The organism is Bacillus sp. M6-12 (assembly GCF_002860285.1).
In the GTDB taxonomy this organism is placed as follows: domain Bacteria; phylum Bacillota; class Bacilli; order Bacillales; family DSM-1321; genus Peribacillus.
This window is the reverse complement of record NZ_PGVF01000016.1, coordinates 182,377-199,506: the sequence shown is the minus strand read 5'-3', so window position 1 is coordinate 199,506 and position 17,130 is coordinate 182,377. Positions and strand designations below refer to the sequence as shown.

Here is a 17,130-nt window from a genome sequence, read left to right as displayed (position 1 = left end):
CAATTTAATGTGCGGGAGCGTTCTCCTTAACTGCTGTAAACGTGTTGCGAAGGACTCCAATTTCTCTTATACTGCATTCGATTACATCTCCGGAACCTACAAGCTCTGCTCCAACAGGGCTTCCTGTTAATATGATATCCCCTGGTTTAAGTGTCATTACGCTTGTCAGATATGAAATCATTCTGCGAATTGGAATAATCATTAACTCTGTGGCGCTGTTTTGTTTTTCTGCACCGTTAAGCCTTGCTTCAACCCTTACTTTGAATGGATCCAGTTCCGTTTCAATTACAGGGCCAAGTGGTGTAAACGTATCAAAAGATTTGCCGATTGTCCAGTGGCCATCCTGATGGAAAAAGTGCGGTGCAGTTACATCATTTCCGACTGTATAACCAAAAACATAATCCAGCACATCAGACTCTGGTACATTTTTTGCTTCTTTCCCAATAACGATCGCCAGCTCCGATTCGAACTTAACCTGTTCAGTTCCATTCGGGATGACTATTTCATCTTCAGGTCCGATTACCGATGATACGGGCTTGAAGAAAAATACCGGAATTTCAGGGAGCTGTTCCGGAAGGTCTGCAACTTTGGAAACATAGTTCGCTCCAATTCCAATAATTTGGTTCGGTTCTAGCGGTGCCAATAGCTTTACTTCTAAAGGGCTAAATGTCTTGCCTGTATATTCCCACTCTCCATAAATATCACCGTTAATTTCCCTTATAACATCGTTTGTTTCAAAAACACCTGTATGGACGGCAGCATCAGCTAAAAATCTGGTGAATTTCATCACAAAAACCTCTTTTCATTTATTATGATATTTCAGGGCATTCTAATTGCTTAGAATGCCCCTTGATGTTTTCAAAATTATTGTTTTACCGCAAACTTTGCTTTCGCCTCTAAACGGCGGCGGTGCAAAATAGGCTCTGTGTAGCCATTTGGCTGATCATAGCCAAGGAAAACAAGATCACAGGCAGCCTGGAAAGCTACGGAGTTATCATAATCTACGGCCATTGGAAGGTAAGCTGAATCTCCAGCGTTTTGTTTATCTACAACCTTTGCCATCCGCTTCATAGTTTCCAATACCTGTTCTTTTGTAACAATTCCGTGATGAAGCCAGTTAGCCATATGCTGGCTGGAAATCCTTAGTGTTGCACGGTCTTCCATTAAGCCGACATTGTAGAAGTCAGGAACCTTTGAGCATCCGACTCCCTGCTCTACCCAGCGAACAACATAACCAAGAATACCCTGGGCGTTGTTATCCAGTTCTTCCTGAATCTCTTCCTTAGTCCATTCCGGATTAGCTGCAACAGGAATTTGCAGGATATCATCCCGTAAATCCTTAATGTCATTTAGCAATTCATTTTGAACTTCTGTAACATCAATCTGATGGTAGTGAAGAGCATGCAATGTGGCAGCAGTTGGTGATGGCACCCATGCTGTATTGGCTCCTGCCTTCAGATGGCCAATTTTCTGCTTCATCATTTCCGCCATTAAATCTGGCATTGCCCACATACCTTTACCAATTTGGGCGCGTCCCTGGAAGCCGACAGAAAGTCCGGTATTTACATTAGATTTTTCATAGCCGGTCAGCCAAGCTGTTGCTTTCATGTCATTTTTACGGATCATCGGGCCTGCTTCCATGGAAGTATGCATTTCGTCTCCCGTTCTGTCCAGGAACCCAGTATTTATAAAGACAACGCGATCTTTAACTTCACGGATGGATGCTTTTAAATTTAAGCTTGTGCGGCGCTCTTCATCCATTACACCGATCTTAAGCGTATTCCGCTCAAGGCCAAGCAGGTCTTCAGTACGGTCAAACAGTTCATTGGCGAAAGCAACCTCTCTGGAGCCATGCATCTTCGGTTTAACGATATAAATGGAGTTTTTAGAAGTATTTTGATATTTTCCGGTTCCAAGCAAAGTATGCTTCCCAAGAAGTGATGTTACTACTGTGTCAAGAATTCCTTCTTGAATCTCCTGTCCTTCTCCATCCAAAATTGCATTAATGGACATTAAATGCCCTACATTACGAACGAACATGAGTGAACGCCCGCGAAGTGTGAACTCCTGGTCTGACGGAGAGGTATAGGTACGGTCAGGGTTAAGCGTTCTAGTCATAGACTTGCTGCCCTTTTTAAAAGTAGCAGCCAAATCACCCTTCATGAGGCCAAGCCAATTGCGGTAAACTAGAACTTTATCCTCTGCATCAACCGCTGTAACGGAGTCCTCACAGTCCATGATCGTCGTTACTGCCGCTTCCAAAAGGACGTCTTTAACTCCCGCAGCGTCTGTTTTGCCGATGGCATGGCTTCGGTCGATCTGGATTTCAAAATGAAGACCGTTATTTTTCAATAATACAGCATCAGGGTTTTCAGCATGTCCCTGATAACCTGCAAGCTTCTCTTCCTCGGCCAGACTTGCAGTTTCACCGTTGCTTAAAGGAACGGAAAGTTTTCCATCAATAATGGCATAACCTGTAGCGTCCTTATGGGATGCTCCGTTCAGGGGAGCAGCCTGGTCAAGGAACTCCTTCGCAAATGCGATGACTTTTTCTCCGCGCACTGGATTGTAGCTGCTGCCACGTTCTGCTCCGTCTTCCTCACTGATTGCATCCGTCCCATAAAGGGCATCGTAAAGGCTTCCCCAGCGAGCGTTGGCAGCGTTGATTGCATATCTTGCGTTATTGACCGGGACCACCAATTGCGGCCCTGCCTGAATTGCAATTTCTGCATCTACTCCTTCAGTAGTAATCTTGTAATCCTCGGCCTCAGGCTCCAGATAGCCAAGATCCTCCAAGAAGGCCTTATAATCTGTAAAATCATAGCCATCCTTATGTTCGCGATGCCATTCATTAATCTTATTCTGAATCTCGTCACGGCGAGCCAAAAGTTCCTTGTTTTTTGGTGTCAGATCATTAACAAGAGCTTCAAATCCATCCCAAAATTCGTCTCTTCCCAATCCGCTTCCAGGAAGCGCTTCCGAGTTAATAAAATTGAAAAGAACTTGTGCAACTTGAAGTTTCCCTACTTTTACATAGTCAGTCATCACGTGTTTCCTCCTTAAATGTCGGCCGTCTCATTTTGTTCGTTATTACAAAACACTGTTTTTTATTTTGTATAAAAAATATATCATGAGAATTTAAACAATATCAATAATATTCTTAAAATTTATGCAGAAAAGAGGAAGCGCTTTTATCAAAGCATGGCGGATTAATATAAACCCGCCATGCTTTGTACCACGTTCGCCCCCCAAAACGCCGGTATTTCTACTGTGCTGCCGCAGCAGCCTTCATTTCTTTCTTGATTTCGACGCAGCGTCCAGGTGAGGGGAACAGTTTTCCAGCGTTTAATAGATTCTTATTATTAAAGACATCGCGAATATTTGTTTGTGCGATAATTTCATCGTCATTAAACACAAAGCGCATTTCTTCTCTTTTCTCTATACCAACACCATGTTCACCGGTTATTGTTCCGCCTACATCAGCACAAACCTGCAAGCATGCACTTCCAGCTTCAAGCGCTTTTTCAGACTGTCCTGGTATCCTCGCATCGAACAGAACAAGCGGGTGAAGATTCCCGTCGCCTGCATGGAAAATGTTCGCAATCCGCAGCCCTGATTCTTCACTGATTTTGTTGATTCTGCTTAGCACTTCAGGCAGCTTGCTTCTTGGGATAACACCATCCTGCACCAAATAATCAGCAGAGATAGCTCCCATCGCCCCAAATCCAGTTTTGCGGTTGGCCCACCATCTGGCGCGTTCCTGTTCATCTTTAGCAGCTCTTACTTCACGGACATTTCTATTTTTGCAAACTTCAAGGATCTGATCTATTTGCTCATCGATTCCAGCTGAAATCCCATCTACTTCTATAAGGAGCACTGCCTCAATATCCCTTGGATGGCCTACAGGAAAGGCAGCTGCTTCAACACCTTCAATTGCTGTTTTGTCCATCATCTCAAGGGCTGCTGGAACGATGCCGGCTGAAATAATATCAGATACTGCCTGGCTTCCATCGATTACACTATCAAAATAGGCGAGCACCGTTTGCTTCGCTTCCGGATTCTTCAGGATACGGACCGTTATTTTCGTAACAATGCCTAGTGTTCCTTCCGATCCAGTCAATAAACCAAGCAGATCGTATCCAGGGGCATCAGGAATCCCGTTTTGGCCAATATCGATAATATCGCCATTTGGCAATACCACTTCAAGCCCGAGAATATGGTTCGTGGTTACACCGTATTTTAAACAGTGGGCACCGCCTGCATTTTCAGCTACATTGCCGCCGATGGTACAGCAATATTGGCTTGATGGGTCCGGGGCATAATAATATCCTTTATCAGAGATTGAATTTGTCAGTTTAAGGTTTACAAAACCAGGTTCTACAACAGCACGCCTATTTTCTAAATCAACACTTAATAGACGCTTCATTTTAACCAAACTGATAATAATTTCTCCATTTACGGGAATGGCACCGCCGCTAAGGCCGGTTCCTGCTCCACGTGCAAGAAAAGGAAGATCGTTGTCGGAACAATATTTCACAAGCCGGGAAACTTCCTGTGTGTCCTTCGGAAAAACAACGGCCTTTGGCAAATGCTTATGCAGCGTAAAGCCATCACAATCATAAGCTATCAGGTCTTCCTTTTGGTAAAGGATCGAACGGGGGCTGCCAACAATATCTGCTAATGCCTGAATATGTTTGTCATTTGTTTTAATTTTGAGAGCCATTTAATTGCCCCCTTTGTTGTTGTCTTCTTTTTGATAAGCCCAGTCAAGCAGCTGGACTGTATGCACAACCTTTTGGTTTCTACCGTATTTCTTTACTCCCATTGCCATTTGCAGCATGCAGCCAGGATTCCCCATGGAGATCATTTCCACATCATCAGGCACATTCTGCATTTTATTTTCGAGCACTTCTCCCGCCATTTCAGGATTGGTAATATTGTAAATCCCGGCACTTCCGCAGCAGCGGTCAGAATTTGGCATATGCACCATTTCTACGCCTGGGATGTCAAGGAGAATATCACGAGGCTGCTGCCTAACACCTTGTCCATGTGCCAAGTGGCATGCATCATGGTAGGTAATTCGTGTATTTAATTCTGCTTTCGGTTTTTCATAGCCCGTTTCATGCAGATACTTTGAAATATCCTCTACCTTCGCGGCAAACTCCTTAGCTTTTTCATGCCATTCAGGCTCTTCACGGAACAATTCGGCATACTCCTTCATCATGCAGCCACAGCCTGCTGCGTTTACAACAATTGTATCGGAGTCTTTAAAGGCTTCAATATTTTGCTTGGCCAGCTTTCTTCCTGTCTCACGGTCACCTGCATGCACATGCAATGCTCCACAGCATGTCTGGTTTTTTGGAATCGTAACGTCATTTCCATTCCGCGTTAATACATTAATGGTTGCTTCGTTAATATCACTGAACATAACATCCATTACACAGCCAGTCATAAAAGCAACTTCATTTTTAGTTTCGCCTTTCGCTTTGATGACATTTTCATTTTTGTATTTCTTGCGCACCGGTCGCCCTACTTCCGGCATGATTGCTTCCATATCAGCCAGGTGCTGAGGCATAATATTGATAAGTCCAGTCTTGCGGACCACTTTTTGCATTCCGCTTTTTTGATAAAATCTCAGCAGGCTTCCCATAGTATTCAGGCGGTCCTGGTGCGGGAAAAGTCCCTGAAGGAAAATTTTGCTTACTGTTCCCTTCATACCTGTTAATGGCATCGCTTGACGGATTTGACCCCGTGCTTCTTCAATTAGTCCGCCTACATCAACATCCGCTGGACAGGCAGTTGTACAAGCACGGCAATCAAGACAGGCAAATACCGGATCCATAAAATGTTCATTAACCTGAAGCTTCCCCTCCGCGACAGATTTAATTAAATGTACCCGACCTCGCGGCGAATGCTGTTCCTGCCCGGTTATTTCGTATGTAGGGCACGATTCCAGACACATTCCGCAGTGGACGCAATCCGCCCATTTGTTTTCATCTGGAGCATCCTTCCATAGGTAGTTGCTAAGGCTATTCGTGGTGGTTGCACATGAAGGATCTGCTTTTAAATCAGCTTCTTTTACACTCACTTTATATCCCTCCCACAAACCGTTTTTCGTTTAGCACGCCGTTTGGGTCTATTTTCGTTTTGATGCCTTGCATTAAAAAGAAGTGTGACGGCTTATCGCCCCAAACATCGACTTTTTGGCGCAGTTCAAATGGTAAATGCCTTACTACCGCATATCCTCCCAGCTGGACTACGGAATTCCGAAGCTGCTGGATGGCAGAAACAACATTATCACTTGCTCCTTTCAGATTGACCTGACACAAACCATGTCCCAGTCCGCCATGCGCTTCGACCGCAAGATTATGTGAATCCTTCAGCATATTGGATTCCTGGATAACTTTAAGAACATCCAAATTAACAGCACCAATTTTTAATGCAGCTGCCGTTTCATTGTCCGCTGCCGTTTCTGCACCGTTCGGACCAATTTTATAAAAGCGCTCCCAGAACGACTGGGCTTCCTGCTGCTGAAGAATGGTTAGTTCTGTTTGGGCAGGCTTATTCTTCTTAATATATTCCTCTTGATAATGGACAGAGCTCGCAACATCTTCAAAGGATATCGCCAGTGTATAGCCATCTTTTCCGGTTAATTGCTTTGATAATGAAGGGTTTAGCAATTCCAGGGCAACAGGCTCAAGAGTTGAATCCAGGAGGCTAATCGCAAAAGAACGTACAGGCTCCGGATTTGTTTCTGGAAAGGTTAATAAGATGAGGCTTTCATACTTCGCCAGCGGCCGGAGCTTCAGAGTGACTTCAGAAATCACTCCAAGGGTTCCCATTGAGCCGATAAACAGTTTATTCATGTCATAGCCGGCTACGTTCTTTACCGTTCTTCCCCCTGCGCGGATGATCTTTCCATCTGGATAGACCATTCGAAGTCCGATCACCACATCCCTTGCCGAACCATAACCTAGACGTTTCGGTCCACTGTCATTCGCGGCAATAATGCCGCCAATCGTTGCATTCTCCGGCCATACAGGATCAAGTGAAATCTTTTGGTTGTGCTCAGCCAGATAAGCTGAAAGCTCCTTAAAAGGGGTTCCCGCCTTGACTGTCACAGTCATATCTCCAACTGTATGTTCTACAATTCCCTTGTAGTTTGCTAAAGACAGCAAAATGTCAGCGGTTTCAGTCAGCCCGCCATATCCCCTTTTTGTGCCCCCAGCCATTATTGTAATTTTTTCTCCAGCATCGTTGGCATACTTTAACACATTGGCTATTTCTTCTTCTGTTTTCGGATAAACTGTTACCCTGCCATTATTTCCAAGAGGATGGAGCTGAGTTTCACCTGAGTGGATTTGTTCTTCGGGCATAGTAGCTTTTATGCTTAGTGAATTTGAAGCTTCGATCAATTCCTGCACCTCCTATTGTTTTGTAATAAGAAACACCGTTTCTTATAGTTTCAAAAAAAAACTTTTCCTTGCAATATATCTTTCATATTTCAAGAAAATTACTTTAAAACATCATTCTTCAGAAGTTGTTCTACATACCCTAAGTGTGCAAGCATCCTCGCTTTTGCTTCTCTAGGCTGTTTACTTTTGATTGATTCATAGATTTCCTTATGGTGCACATCGATTGTGTCCACAATTTTACTATTGTTTTGAATATACCTGTGAAAATCCATCATCACTTTTTTCATTGTTGTAGAAATAAATTTTACAAGTTCAACCAGTATTTCATTTCCTGCTGCTAAAGCAATGGTCCTATGAAATTGATAGTCTGATTCCCAGCCCGCAGCTGTTTTGGCGTACAAAAGATCATCCATTATCCGCAGGTGTTTTTCTGACCGATTTAATGCCGCCATTTCAGCCATTCCGCTTTCCAAAATCTTTCGTACTTGAAATAACTCTGTGATATCTCTTAAACCTGGGTGGAGCATAACATTGGAAAATAACTTTGCTGAATCAAATTCACAAATAAACGTTCCCTCACCCTGCTTCACATTTACAATTCCCTTGCCCTTCAGTGTGGTAATCGCATCACGCACTGCAGAGCGCCCTACTCCAAATAACTCACATAATTCACGTACGGAGGGAAGTTTTTCGCCCGGCTTGAAAGTACCGGAAGATATCATTTTCTCAATCTGTTCTTCGACCGTTTCGGATAACTTCTTCACCGTAAGTTTTTCTACATTCACTAATCCGTCTCCTTCCTTCCAGACATCACATATCCGACAAGTGAAACGCTTACATTAATTAAATCACCCCAGATGATATTTTGCAATTAAAATTATTTGAATTTATTAAATTATTTAAATAATCTACTATCAATTTATAATTCGCTCTTTTTATAAAAAGGCTCAGTTAAACTTGGCTGTTGATTTCCTCTAGGTGCCCGCATTCCGCTCTAATAAACATAACTGCAAAATCAACTATAAGCTTTAACATCGCCTATAAAAAAAACCGGATCGGAGACTATGTAAAGTCTACGATCCGGGTTTACATCTGCAACATGAATTAATAGAGCAAATTTTTTTCATTACACTTGGGATGAATCATGTTCTATTTTTTATAATACCTTGCTTAAAAACGCCTTAGTCCGGGTTTCCTGCGGATTTTCAAATAACTCTTTTGGCACGTTTTCTTCCACAATATACCCGCCGTCCATAAAAATTACCCTGTCGCCGACTTCACGGGCGAAGCCCATTTCGTGGGTAACGACGACCATTGTCATGCCTTCCCTTGCAAGCTGCTTCATAACCTCAAGAACCTCTCCAACCATTTCGGGGTCCAGGGCTGAGGTTGGCTCATCAAAGAGCATAATCTTCGGTTCCATAGCCAATGCCCGTGCAATCGCTACCCTCTGCTTTTGGCCTCCCGATAATGAATCCGGATACACATTAGCCTTCTCTTCCAGGCCAACTTTTTTCAGCAGGGCAAGTCCCTTCTCCCTGGCCTGCTGCTCATTGGTTTTTTTAACCTTCAATGGGGCAAGCATCAGGTTTTCAATAACCGTTTTATGCGGAAACAAATTAAAATGCTGAAAAACCATGCCCACTTCTTCCCTGACTTTATTTATGTCTGTTTTTTTATCGGTAATATCCTTATCCTCTATGTATATATGCCCCTCTGTAATCGTTTCAAGATGATTTATGCATCGCAAAAATGTGGATTTTCCTGATCCGGAGGGCCCGATTACGACGACAACCTCCTGAGGCTTGATCGTAATATTAATGTTTTTAAGTACTTCGTTTTCTCCAAATGTTTTTTTCAGCTTTTCAACCCTAATCATTCAGTTGCCACCTTCTTTTCCAAACGGTTTAGTAAGAAACTTAGGGTCAGTGTTAGTAGTAGGTAAATCACGGCAGCTGTCAGATATGGCTCCCAAACGCGAAAGTATTGTCCGTTCATGGCTCTTCCCCAATACATTAGCTCAGGGGCTGCAACGATCGAGGCCAGTGATGATTCTTTAATTAGAACAATAAATTCATTCCCAAGCGGCGGAATCATTCTCTTGGAAGCTTGCGGCAAAATAACATTTCTCATTGCCTGAACATGGGTCATTCCAAGTGAGCGCGCACCTTCCATTTGCCCTTTATCGATTGACAGGATACCTGCACGGAAGATTTCCGCTATATAAGCTGCCGCATTTAATGAAAGTGTGACGATGGAAGCGGCAATTCCATTGGTGCTTCCTGTAAAAAAAGGTACAACCGCAAAATGGATTAATAATATCTGAACTAATAACGGTGTTCCGCGGAAAATAGTTATGTAGACTTCAAACGGAAAAGAAAGAATTTTATTTCTCATCAGCTTTCCAAGGCCAATTAATAGCCCCAGTATAGTACCAAATGCAATCCCGGCCAAAGACAGCCCGATCGTCAGCAGAGTTCCCTTCAATAAGAAGGGGGCATACTCTACGATAATATCAAAGCGAAAATCCATTTATTTATACCCCCAGATAGTTAAAGATGCGTAACACTATGTTGAGGGTTACGCATCTTATCTTTTTCTTATTGCTGTTCTTTTAATTTTTCAAGATCAGGATCGGCCTTGAACCATTTGTTGTAGATTTCTTTGTACTTTCCGCCGTCCAATACCTTTTTAACTGCTGCATCGATATCTGCCTTAACCTTGCTGTCTTTCGGGAACATTAATCCGTAAAATTCTGATTCAAATGCAGCATTGTCTTCGATGACAGTTAACTTTTGATCCGGATTATTTTTGGCATACTCTTCAATAACCGTATTATCGGCAACCACTGCATCGGCACCGCCGCTGGTTAGCTCCATGATGGCAAGGTTGGTGTTTTCAAATTTCTTTATTGCTTGATTGTTTTTGCCCAGCAATTTTTCAACCGCTTCCTGGCCTGTGGTAGCATTCTGGACGGCAACCTTCTTGCCTTTTAAATCTGCACCAGACTTAATATCGCTATTCTCAGGAACTAAAATCTTATTGGTAGACAAGAAGTAGGGAACTGTGAAATCATATGTTTGCTTGCGTTCATCATTAATTGTAATTGCTGACATTCCAAAGTCGGCCCTTTTATCCTTAACTTCTATAAATAGAGGATCCCAGCCAACATGTTCAATCTTCACGTCATATCCTGCCTCTTTGGCAACCTCGTTAACAAAATCCACATCGAAACCGACAATTTTGTCCCCTTCCATATATTCAAACGGAGCATAAGCGGCATCAGTTACCACTCTAAGCGACTTTTTCTCTGACCCGCCAGCGGATCCGTTCGCTTCTTCACCTTCCGTTTTCTTTGTTCCGCACGCAGCTAACGCTAATGCAAATACCATAATTACTATTATCGCATTTAACTTTTTCAAATAGCATCCCCCTCATAAAAACTGATTTACTCTTTCAATAATTCAGTATATTTTAAAAATACTATATCACCTTTTTAAATTTAGATAAAGAGTGTTCTACACCTAATGTCCTATTCTTTACTTTTTTAACGTAAACTATTAAATTATGTTGTTATTAATAATCGCAAAAACCCGATTAGCGGACCATTTTATTATTGTCCGTTATCGGGTTTTTACTCTATTATTTAATTTTATGTTCTGAGCCTATTGATTTCCGCTCCAGTGGCGGCCAGGGAGCCTCCTCGGTTTTAACAAAGCCTTATTTCAATGGGCCTACTACTGACCCCCGTAAATGCTGTTTGAGAGGAGACGATAGCTGTATTGAGGATGGGCTTTATTTGTGATGTCGTTGGCAAATAACGTAATGTTTCCTTTCGTAATTGCAATTGCCTGCCCTTTTATCGCTTCATGCTTCGGCCACCAGCCAGAGATGAAGAAGCTGTTGTTTCCACTCACTCTTGCAAGTACTGAAGCACCTTCTGGAACTGATTTAATCCATGAACCAGTGGCAATATACAGCTTTTCCTGCTTAACATAACCTGAAGTGAAAATGCTATTTGGAGCTACATCAGTCCATACCAAACCCTCGTGGTAGGCACGGGAACCGGTAGTTGTCGCAACATCAAAGCCTGGCAGGAGGCTGGACTTCTTCACAAAATCAAGGGCAGAATATCCAAGGCCTATATAGTCTTTCCCAGCTGAAATTTCTGCTTTGTCTGCCGTCCCGGCATCATCAACAATTACATTGGCTTTCGCAGAACTATCCACAAGTGTAAACCCAAGTTCCTTTAATACAAATTTTGATTGGCCGCTGCCTGCATTGAAAATCTTTGGCTGCACAAGCTTTTTGGTTTTGCCTTTTTTATCATAAGCTGTAACACTTAAATAATATTTATTTTGGATCTTGGCAAGATCCGCTTTATCAATAACGAAATCACCTGCTGCGTAGCCTTTGCCGCCTGCAGTCAGCTGTTGAACGGTTTTGTTTTGGCTTAGCAGCGCATTGACCGCTTTTACAGCTTCGTTGCTGCTGTTTTTCAAAACATAATAATCTGCTTTTGAAGGAACATCTGTTTTCGGGAATGCTACAGACTTAACAGGTGTTGTTTTGCCTCTGAAAGCGTTGGCTGCCCGAATTTCATTAACAGTAAAACCGCGAAGATCCGGGAAGTTATTTACCACTTCTGCGTACATTTCCTCCCATCCTGACAGGTCTTCGCCCTTAAATAACACAGCATTAGCAAAGCCTCGCAATGCTTGGTGCATATTGACGACGTAAGTGCCTGCCGGATAAGTTACCTTTCCAACTTTAACTGCTTTAGAAAGCTTTTCAACCTTAATATCATTACGGAGCAAATACTCTACCATTTTGTGCGCTTCAAAACTATTTTTCTGTAATTCTTTGTTTATAGGCAGCACATAGTATTCAGGGAAGAAATTCTCGTTCTTTGCACGCGGACGGCCAATTTCCTCACCAGCCGGATCCACAAGCCATTTATCGACAGAACGGTCATCTTCACCAAGTACGCCTCTTGAATAAATATCCAGCTGATTCCGGAACAATTCATTTTTGTTGTCGGCAGCATACTTTACTGCTGCCAGGCCAGTATGGACAAGCGCCTTGTACGATTCTGCGTTTAAGTCAGGAATCTCTACAGTGTGGCCCATAGCTCCATGGAACATCGCAAATGTTGAAGTATAGGAAGGTGTTGCATCATCAAATTTGTTTGGCCAATCCTCAAGCGGAATCAGATAACTGTCATATTTTGTATTGGCTATACCCGCCTTACCCATTTCATGCGCGTTTTCAAGCATTCCATCCATTAACAGGTCGTATTCATAATTCGGATTATGCGGAGGTGTACAAGGTTCAATGACAAATTCTTTATAAAAACCGTGAAAATCTATCAAGGATATAGGTGACCATTTTCCAAGGCCCCTTGCAAGTGTCTGAGTTTCTATTTGAGTCTGATACGTATTATCACGGTTTAAATCAAAGTCATTTGCATTGCGTCGGGTATTATGTGCACGTCCATCAGGATTTTGCGTAAAGTTGAACAGCAGGATAACATTGTCCAGGGCTTTATTTACATTTAAAGTTACTGTCTTTTCACGGCCCTGGGCATCTGTAGTCTTGTAAGCTGCCTGATCCTGTGTTGCAAACATGCGATAAAGCTCAACAATGGCGTCCACGCCTGGTGCTTCATCCGGATGAATATTATTGATCCATACAGGCACCTTGTAATTTTTCAGCTTTCCAGAAGCCAGTTTCTTCTTCATTTCAAGAGGATTATCTTTCTTTTGCTTAGCGATTTCTTTTAAATATTGATCAACTGAAGCCTTATCTTTGCCAAGCACAACAAAGTGCATCGGCCGGCCTTCCACAGATTTACCAAGCGGTTCATAGGATATGTAGCGACCTTTTTTCGCTTCTTTCTGAATCTTGTCGATGGCCGGTTTAATCTCGTCCCAGGCCAAATATTCATCATAAACATTTAACTTGAGTGAAGTATTTGCCTCAATCCCCTTTTCGGCATCTTTTACTGCAAGCGAATAATTGCCGATCATTGCCGGATAGAGTACCCGCAGGCTTCTAGGTGATACATCATTCGTGCCGTATAACAGGTCAAAATGAATGGTAGCTTTCACTTGTGTTGTGCTGCCCACATATGCAGGAGCTTCTTTAAAAGTGATATATGGATCTCCCGAATAAGCTTTGGCGGAAGCGTCCCACTTTTTCCACTGATCAAGGGGCTTATTGCCAAAAGTCCATTGAAGCTTGCTCAGATCAGCCCTATACCCGAGATCCAGGGTTACTTCAATGTCACGAGCTTCTGTCATCGAAACTTTAGAGTTACTCACGGTGATTTCGAATGCTTTGGTCTCAGCTGCTGTTTTCGTTTCCACTGCAGTTCCAGCTGCTTGAGCTGGTGCAATTAGCAATGAGAAGCTTAATAAAAAAGTGATCATTACCAAAAAACTTCTTTTAAGCATTGATATGATTCCCCCTTATTACTCAGAGAATATTCTGAGAATTTAGAAAAATATTAACACAATGCTAGCAGCAAATAAAGTAACTTACCTTAGATTGATCAATAAATATTAGAAATCTTATATTTCTAAATGTATGTATTAATAAACAGCCTGGCTGCATACCCAATTATTAGTAAAAAAGTGTTGCAGTACTCTTAAGCTTCAAGTATGATGTTTTCATACCTCATAATTCTAGGTAGGTGAAAAAAGTGTTAAATCGTGAGCTGTTAAAAGGCAGTACATCTCTGATTGTCCTTCAGCTTTTGGATGAACGGGACATGTATGGCTACGAGCTGGTCAAAGAGCTGGGTGCACGGAGCGACCAGCATTTGCAGGTTAAGGAAGGCACACTCTATCCTGCTTTGCATAAACTCGAAAAACAGGAATACATTGAATGTTACTGGCAGGAACAAGCAAAAGGGCCCGCCCGGAAGTACTATCGGATTACGGCAGAGGGCAGGAAAATGCTAAAGGAAAAAACAACAGAATGGAATCATTTTGTAAAAGTGATCAACAAGCTGATGAAAGGCACGACCAATGACCCAACATGAAGCGAAAAGTTTGTACCTTAAAGAATTAGAAAAAAAGCTGTATAAACATCCGGGGAAGCAGAGTATTTTAAAGGACTACGAAGCACACCTTTCCGACTTGCTTGAAGAACTGTCTGCCGAAAACAGAACAAGCCAGGAATGGCTTCTTTACATCTCAGAGGTGATTGGAAAGCCTGAAGAAGTTGCGGCATCATGGAAAGAAGAACTTTCAGTTACCCATAATAAGACCTTTCTGTTTTTCTTATCTTTTAACGCCGCTTTTTTTGCGGCGGGCGGGTTATTGACTGTGTTTCATTTAATCGGCAAAACCGCATGGATTTATGATCTTTGGCATGGACTGACTTCGATTCCAATGTTAATTATGGGAATGTATATGCTTTTTTGGGTACTGCTTGGCTATGAAATTGGCAAAAGCTTCGGTGCGGCAGGCAATGCATTAATGCAAAAAACATTTTTGCTCTCGCTAATTCCCAATTTGGGCCTGATGCTGTTAGTGCTGTTTCGAATTATTCCCCATGAATGGTTTCATCCCTTGCTGTCAGAAACATTCATTACATTGTGCATTGCAGGTACGATCATACTGTATCCGCTATGCTGGCTGGGATATCGGTGGGGTAAAAAGAAATCCGTCTAATTTTTTTGAATATATACCTAGAATTACTTAGTATATAGAACTACTATCTATAAAGGAGCGGGAACATGGACGTTAAAATAAAAAAGGGAGATTTTTTCTTTCTCTTTCTCTGTGCAGGTTTGGCTATTATAGCTGAGTTAGCTTTTTTCCATGGTGAAATCGGTGTTTCTTATTTAGTGTTTATTACGGCCTTTTATTGGGTGTTCTTCTGGCGATTTAAAAGCTTCCCTTTTACTAATAGGAGAATCGGTTTTTTGATTTTGATAGCAGTGTGGATGTTGGCTGCGAGTTATCTTTTTTACTCAAACATGTTTTTTTATCTGTTAAATCTGATTATCATTCCGAGCCTGGTCATTCTTCACCTAACTCTGATTACAGGCACAACCAAACTGGCATACGATCGTTTTTCCTTTATTCTTTATACCATCAAAAAAGTGGCAGCTTCTTTTTTGTATAATGCTTCCTTTGTTTCCAAATTCAAAAAGCATTTTCAAAATAAATCTGATAAGAAGGCCTATCAGCTTTTCTCAAAGGTTTTTATAGGTATCCTTCTTTCAGTGCCCTTGCTATTTATTGTCATTAGCCTGCTTTCTTCAGCGGATGCCCAGTTTGGCAGCTTGATCGGCAGACTGCCATTTGTGTTAAATGGACCAAATTTGGCGGAAGCAGTTTTTCGTTTTGTCGTGATTGTATTTTTCACATTTGCTTTTTTCGGATTTTTACAAGTGCTAAACAAACATAACGAACAAAAAGAGCCTTCAGCCTCTATCCCGGAAACCATAAACAAAAACTGGGATGGGGTAATAACTGCAACGTTATTAGTGATGGTTAACATCGTTTATGGCCTCTTTGTAACTGTGCAGTTTCAATACTTTTTCAGCGGTTCGCTTCAGGAAACTTATACGTTTGCCGAATATGCCCGCCGAGGATTCTTTGAATTGCTGTTAGTATCTTTAATTAATTTAACGCTCCTGAATGGTGTGTTAACTTTCACTAAAATGGAGAAGCCCGGAATCAAAATGTTTATCAGACTGCTGCTCACAATCTTGGTCCTTGTCAGCAGCATCATGCTGGTTTCGGCTTTTATGAGACTGTCACTTTATGAAAGTGCATATGGATTCACACTGCTAAGAGTCTTGCCCCACTCCTTTATGATCCTGTTGGGAGTCATCTTCGCCTACACAATGATTAAGATATGGGTTGAAAAGCTTTCATTGGCCCGGTTCTACATTATCTCTGCTCTTGTATATTACGCATTATTAAACACAGTAAATATCGATCAGTTCATTGTCGATAGGAATATGGATCGTTATCGGGAAACTGGAAAAATTGATGTGTATCATTTGGACTCGCTCTCATACACGGGCCTGATGGGGTTGATGGATCTTTACGAAATAAATCCGGAAATACCAAATCTTAAACAAGCCCTGATAGACCGTAAAACGTTCCTGTCTGGGGGCGATATGCCTTGGCAGTCATTTAATTTATCGAAAAGGGAGGCCTATGACCGTTTGCAGGATCTGGAAATAAAATAAGAGGGTAAAACCAGGGAAACGACCAATTCTTTTGGAAGTTTCCGTATTTTTCTTTGTATGATAAAAAAATATAGTAAAAACTTATTGGAGGAACTTAAAATGAGCGGAATTGCAAAAACTCCTGAATCGCCATACTTAGGAATGGAAAGTGCCCGGGATGAAGGGTTAGGAATTACAGTTTCATAATGGGATTCTTTAGAATCGATACAAGAGTGGAAGGAAAATGCTGCCCATGGAATCGCACAAGAGAGAGGAAAAACAGAGTGGTATTAGAATTTTTCTCTTAGAATCTGCAAAGTAGAGAGACAAAGCTTTTTTGAAAAGTGACTATTGGTAAGTGCATAATGTTTTGAACTAAAACGGCCCAGCAATGCTTTTTTCTGACACTCTAAAGGGCGGGAAAAGCTTTAACGGCTTGCTTCCCACCGCCCCGGTGGTTCTTGGACTTAATTTATTTCAAATGAACATTGGCTTGGTCTGTTACTGTGAGGGTTACATTGC

At 42.0% G+C, this 17,130-nt stretch carries 13 protein-coding genes and 1 pseudogene; 4 read left to right on the top strand and 10 right to left on the bottom strand.

The features are described from left to right. Positions 1–4: 4 nt before the first annotated feature. From CVD28_RS19190 to CVD28_RS19145, 10 genes are all read right to left on the bottom strand, one after another. Positions 5–787: a fumarylacetoacetate hydrolase family protein gene (locus CVD28_RS19190; RefSeq protein WP_101595304.1), complete on the bottom strand. Its 783-nt coding sequence runs from the start codon at positions 785–787 to the stop codon at positions 5–7. 77 nt (positions 788–864) lie between these two features. Further along, the gene (locus tag CVD28_RS19185; RefSeq protein ID WP_101595301.1) at positions 865–3,045 is read right to left on the bottom strand and encodes a malate synthase G; all 2,181 of its coding nucleotides are present in this window, start codon (positions 3,043–3,045) and stop codon (positions 865–867) included. Between the two features lie 220 nt (positions 3,046–3,265). Next, on the bottom strand, positions 3,266–4,723 hold the full coding sequence (locus tag CVD28_RS19180) for an FAD-linked oxidase C-terminal domain-containing protein (RefSeq protein ID WP_101595297.1): 1,458 nt from the start codon (positions 4,721–4,723) through the stop codon (positions 3,266–3,268). Further along, positions 4,724–6,088 (bottom strand): (Fe-S)-binding protein, encoded by a 1,365-nt coding sequence (locus CVD28_RS19175; RefSeq protein WP_101595293.1) that lies wholly within the window; start codon positions 6,086–6,088, stop codon positions 4,724–4,726. A 1-nt stretch (position 6,089) separates the two neighbouring features. Beyond that, positions 6,090–7,376 carry an FAD-binding oxidoreductase gene (locus CVD28_RS19170; protein ID WP_101595510.1) on the bottom strand — a complete coding sequence of 429 codons (1,287 nt, stop codon included), beginning with the start codon at positions 7,374–7,376 and terminating at the stop codon, positions 6,090–6,092. Between the two features lie 137 nt (positions 7,377–7,513). After that, on the bottom strand, positions 7,514–8,200 hold the full coding sequence (locus tag CVD28_RS19165; RefSeq protein WP_101595290.1) for a FadR/GntR family transcriptional regulator: 687 nt from the start codon (positions 8,198–8,200) through the stop codon (positions 7,514–7,516). A 371-nt stretch (positions 8,201–8,571) separates the two neighbouring features. Beyond that, a complete protein-coding gene (locus tag CVD28_RS19160) occupies positions 8,572–9,294 on the bottom strand; it encodes an amino acid ABC transporter ATP-binding protein (protein ID WP_101595287.1) in 723 nt (240 codons plus the stop codon). Further along, positions 9,291–9,947: an amino acid ABC transporter permease gene (locus tag CVD28_RS19155; protein WP_101595283.1), complete on the bottom strand. Its 657-nt coding sequence runs from the start codon at positions 9,945–9,947 to the stop codon at positions 9,291–9,293. Before CVD28_RS19155 ends, CVD28_RS19160 begins: the two co-directional genes overlap by 4 nt. A gap of 68 nt (positions 9,948–10,015) precedes the next feature. Further along, on the bottom strand, positions 10,016–10,837 hold the full coding sequence (locus CVD28_RS19150) for a basic amino acid ABC transporter substrate-binding protein (RefSeq protein ID WP_101595280.1): 822 nt from the start codon (positions 10,835–10,837) through the stop codon (positions 10,016–10,018). A gap of 315 nt (positions 10,838–11,152) precedes the next feature. Further along, positions 11,153–13,870 (bottom strand): M14 family metallopeptidase, encoded by a 2,718-nt coding sequence (locus tag CVD28_RS19145; RefSeq protein WP_101595276.1) that lies wholly within the window; start codon positions 13,868–13,870, stop codon positions 11,153–11,155. Positions 13,871–14,118: 248 nt separating this feature from the next. Between CVD28_RS19145 and CVD28_RS19140 the strand changes: the two genes are divergently transcribed. The 4 genes and pseudogenes from CVD28_RS19140 to CVD28_RS29345 form a co-directional block, all read left to right on the top strand. Beyond that, positions 14,119–14,460 (top strand): PadR family transcriptional regulator, encoded by a 342-nt coding sequence (locus CVD28_RS19140; RefSeq protein WP_101595273.1) that lies wholly within the window; start codon positions 14,119–14,121, stop codon positions 14,458–14,460. After that, complete coding sequence (locus tag CVD28_RS19135) at positions 14,447–15,094, top strand: hypothetical protein (RefSeq protein ID WP_101595270.1); 648 nt, start codon at positions 14,447–14,449, stop codon at positions 15,092–15,094. The genes CVD28_RS19140 and CVD28_RS19135 overlap by 14 nt, the downstream gene beginning before the upstream one ends. Before the next feature lie 65 nt (positions 15,095–15,159). Next, the gene (locus CVD28_RS19130; RefSeq protein ID WP_101595267.1) at positions 15,160–16,629 is read left to right on the top strand and encodes a DUF4153 domain-containing protein; all 1,470 of its coding nucleotides are present in this window, start codon (positions 15,160–15,162) and stop codon (positions 16,627–16,629) included. A 129-nt stretch (positions 16,630–16,758) separates the two neighbouring features. Beyond that, positions 16,759–16,902 (top strand): annotated as a pseudogene (locus CVD28_RS29345) (antibiotic biosynthesis monooxygenase family protein); the annotation flags it as partial. Positions 16,903–17,130 lie beyond the last annotated feature (228 nt).

Excerpts from the sequence above, each read along its gene's own strand:
- CVD28_RS19190 (WP_101595304.1), bottom strand. The coding sequence starts at position 787 with ATGAAATTCACCAGATTTTTAGCTGATGCTGCCGTCCATACAGGTGTT.
- CVD28_RS19185 (WP_101595301.1), bottom strand. The coding sequence starts at position 3,045 with ATGACTGACTATGTAAAAGTAGGGAAACTTCAAGTTGCACAAGTTCTT.
- CVD28_RS19180 (WP_101595297.1), bottom strand. The coding sequence starts at position 4,723 with ATGGCTCTCAAAATTAAAACAAATGACAAACATATTCAGGCATTAGCA.
- CVD28_RS19170 (WP_101595510.1), bottom strand. The coding sequence starts at position 7,376 with ATGCCCGAAGAACAAATCCACTCAGGTGAAACTCAGCTCCATCCTCTT.
- CVD28_RS19160 (WP_101595287.1), bottom strand. The coding sequence starts at position 9,294 with ATGATTAGGGTTGAAAAGCTGAAAAAAACATTTGGAGAAAACGAAGTA.
- CVD28_RS19155 (WP_101595283.1), bottom strand. The coding sequence starts at position 9,947 with ATGGATTTTCGCTTTGATATTATCGTAGAGTATGCCCCCTTCTTATTG.
- CVD28_RS19145 (WP_101595276.1), bottom strand. The coding sequence starts at position 13,870 with ATGCTTAAAAGAAGTTTTTTGGTAATGATCACTTTTTTATTAAGCTTC.
- CVD28_RS19135 (WP_101595270.1), top strand. The coding sequence starts at position 14,447 with ATGACCCAACATGAAGCGAAAAGTTTGTACCTTAAAGAATTAGAAAAA.
- CVD28_RS19130 (WP_101595267.1), top strand. The coding sequence starts at position 15,160 with ATGGACGTTAAAATAAAAAAGGGAGATTTTTTCTTTCTCTTTCTCTGT.